2 protein-coding genes and 1 pseudogene are annotated in these 3,178 nt (G+C 41.1%); all 3 read right to left on the reverse strand.

Going from position 1 to position 3,178, the window contains the following annotated elements; all coding sequences use genetic code 11:
• Window positions 1–55: 55 nt before the first annotated feature.
• A pseudogene (locus AC5JMK_RS13930) lies at window positions 56–1,663 on the reverse strand (anthranilate synthase); the annotation flags it as partial.
• Window positions 1,664–2,419: 756 nt separating this feature from the next.
• Window positions 2,420–2,626 (reverse strand): hypothetical protein, encoded by a 207-nt coding sequence (locus tag AC5JMK_RS13935; RefSeq protein ID WP_495910372.1) that lies wholly within the window; start codon window positions 2,624–2,626, stop codon window positions 2,420–2,422.
• A gap of 127 nt (window positions 2,627–2,753) precedes the next feature.
• Window positions 2,754–3,152, reverse strand: coding sequence for an HNH endonuclease (locus AC5JMK_RS13940; RefSeq protein WP_495910373.1), 399 nt, complete (start codon window positions 3,150–3,152; stop codon window positions 2,754–2,756).
• Window positions 3,153–3,178: the final 26 nt, after the last annotated feature.

The following is a 3,178-nucleotide window of genomic DNA, read 5'->3' on the forward strand; positions in this document are numbered from 1 at the left end:
CATCCACCCTGCCGATCCTTGTTCTACCAGTTCATAAATTTGGCGAAGGTATTGCATAGTCAATCAGTAAGACATGCTTCCCTGTTTCTACATTGATTTGCTGATGCTCAAGTTCTGAGCTAATTGAGAAATCACTATTTCTATGCTTGGCTTGGTAAAGTGTTTGGAATAAGGCGGCGGCTTTAGTGACAGTTTCTTGGGCTTCAGCTTCTGGAATCGAATCATACAGAACTGTTGCACCAACTCGCACTTCAGCAATGGAGTCTTTCAACTGGATAGTCCGTAAGATTAGACCAGTATTTAAGTCTCCTTGGAAAGTCAAGTATCCAACTGCTCCACCATACCAACGTCTAGGACTACGCTCTTGCTGTTCAATAAACTGCATTGCCCATCGCTTTGGTGCGCCTGTGACTGTAACTGCCCAAAGATGACTGAGGAATGCATCTAAAGCATCAAACTCTGGTCGCAGTGTACCTTCAACGTGATCCACTGTATGGATGAGATGACTGTACATTTCTATTTGACGACGACCAATGACTTGCACTGTCCCAGGTTCGCAGATCCTCGACTTATCGTTGCGATCTACGTCTGTACACATGGTCAACTCAGCTTCATCCTTGCCTGAGTTTAGTAATTTCAGGATTTGAGCCGCATCATCAATGGCATTGTTACCCCGTTTAATAGTACCACTGATTGGGCAAGTTTCCACACGCTTCCCTTCAGTTCGCACAAACATTTCTGGAGATGCACCAATGAGAAACTCTCCACCTAAATTCAAGATGAATCCATAGGGACTGGGATTAATCTGCTGTAGTTTCCAGAAAAGTTCTGTTGGGGACTGTTCGCAGATTTGAAAGAAGCTTTGGCTGGGAACAACTTCAAATAAATCTCCACGCTGAAAGTATAAGAGTGCTTTTTCTACCTGCTGTTCATATTCTCCTGGTGCGTGGTCGGATGCACTAGTAGGAGTCAGGCGTTTACCTCTGTAATCTATGACTTGACCATCACGAGGTAGTCCCCTAGTACTACCATTTTTGGTGACAAATTCATATTGCAAATGAAACGCGCTTTGTTGATGGTAGTCAACAATTAACAATTCATCAGGTAAATACAGTATCAAATCCCGTTGGTCTTCAGCACGTTGTAAGTGCTTGGGCATTGGCTCAAACTGGAAAACCAAGTCATAACCAAATGCACCGTATAGTCCTAGATGGTCATCTTCTGGACTGGCGAAAGTTTTGAGAATTTCTCGTAAAATGCTAAAAACCGATGGTTGTTTACTTCTTTCTTCTTCTGAAAAGAAACGTTCTGTTGGTCGAACCGAGCCAGTGACACGATTAGTTTCCCATTTAACTCCTTGAAGTTGCGGTAGGTTGTATAGACGTTCTGCTAGGTACTCTAACAGCACTATACCCCGCTCGTTATGGGCTGTGAGTGTGAAATTGTTGTCGCGAGTGGCAAGTTCTAGAGGTGGATTGACAAAACCGATCGCCCATCTTTTATATCTTCCTGGATATTCGTAACTACTTTTGAATAAACCTCCACGTTGAGAATCCAGGCGTAACAAGACTTCTTCTATTGCAGTCTCAATGGAAGTTTTAGTCACGGAGCGAGAAACAAATATTCCACCTTTAGTTTTGTAGCAATGGGTATGCAAATACATTGGTAATTCCTCGAAAACTTTATTTAACGTGAATTCGACAAAGTTTAACCTGTGATCCCTAGTTATCTAAAATCCGTACATCTCAAGAGTATGTAAATCAAAGGTAGTGTGTCTAATAAATCATTAAATCATTTTTGAGAACAGCAGCCTTAATGACTAAAAACCCACGACGAAAACAATTCAAACAATGATGAGAGAAACTATTAGATTCGTCTGAAAATTTGCAACACTCTCTTAGTACAGCATTTCAGAAATTCATGATGAAATGAGCCACCTACTAGTAAAGCTTTGAGAGACTCAATAACGCTACAAACTTGTGAAATCTTGTACTTAGTCTGGTTTTGGAAGGCATTAACTGTTAACCAGATCCAACGTAATAATCAGGGTTAGAGATAGTTACTGATAGCAGTTTTGTCCAGGTTTCTGCAAGGGGTAATAAACTGAATTCTTAAATGCGCGCTGTTTTTTCCTGCCTGAAAAATATTCTTGCTGTTCTTGGTTCTCCAAAGGTTTCTCCTGTGGCTGTTTTATGCTGCCCACAATTAACTGAAATTCCTTCAATAGTTCCAAAGTGATCGCGTAGTCACTGTCATTTTTTTCAACTTGTTCCAGCGGATTAGCAGGTAAAATTTTTTAATTTTTTGACTTAATTTAACTTTCAATACAGCTAACAGTCATCTGTAATTATCATAATACTTAATTGTGATAATTATTAAACGATTTATATTTGAAAATTTTATAAGTAGGTAGGCACAATTAAACCAAACTACGTAAACTTATGTAAAGCATCAGAAACGCTTTGAATATAATGTCGAGTACGGAGATAAATGTCGTCAATCCGGGGTTATTTGTCGTCCAGACAATCAGCCCTAATCCTTGTGGAGTAAAGGTTTCTGGGGTGTAGTACGGCATAGTTTCAGAATTCCAAGCAATTTGTCGCAAATTTTGTTGTGAAAATTCCACGTAATTTGTCGTAAGATAGTAAATCAACAAACAGGAGTAAAAGAGGCATAACAGGTCGGGTAACATTGGGGTGTTGCCACCCCGCAGTCCCCTAAGAACGGCTCGTGACAGTTTCCCATCAAGCCGCTCAAGCCTCAGTAACTTCCCAGTCGTTGAGTGTTAAAGAAGGCTCCTCTTTGCTGGATTTGTTGCTGTGTATGGTATGATGGCAGGCTTGATGTAGCCAAACTAAGTTGTTTAGCGAGTCATTGCCGCCCTTATGCACCGGGGTTTTATGGTGTAGATGCAATGGTTCACCATTGTAGATAGATTCACCGCATACTGAGCAAAGATGCCCTTGTTTTTCAGCCACTTTGAGATAGAAACTACCCTTGGCAAATCGGGTTTTACCGAATTTGGTGGCTCTGTCTGCCCAGTATTTTTGCAGTCTAGGGTCATCAGGTGAATTTGCGCCTGCAACTTTAACGTGTCGAATTATTGGAGTAGAAGAGGCTTTTAACCCACGTTCCGCACCCTTAACTGTCACAATCGGTTATTACGGAAGTTGATTCT

It is taken from the genome of Pelatocladus sp., from assembly GCF_059505505.1.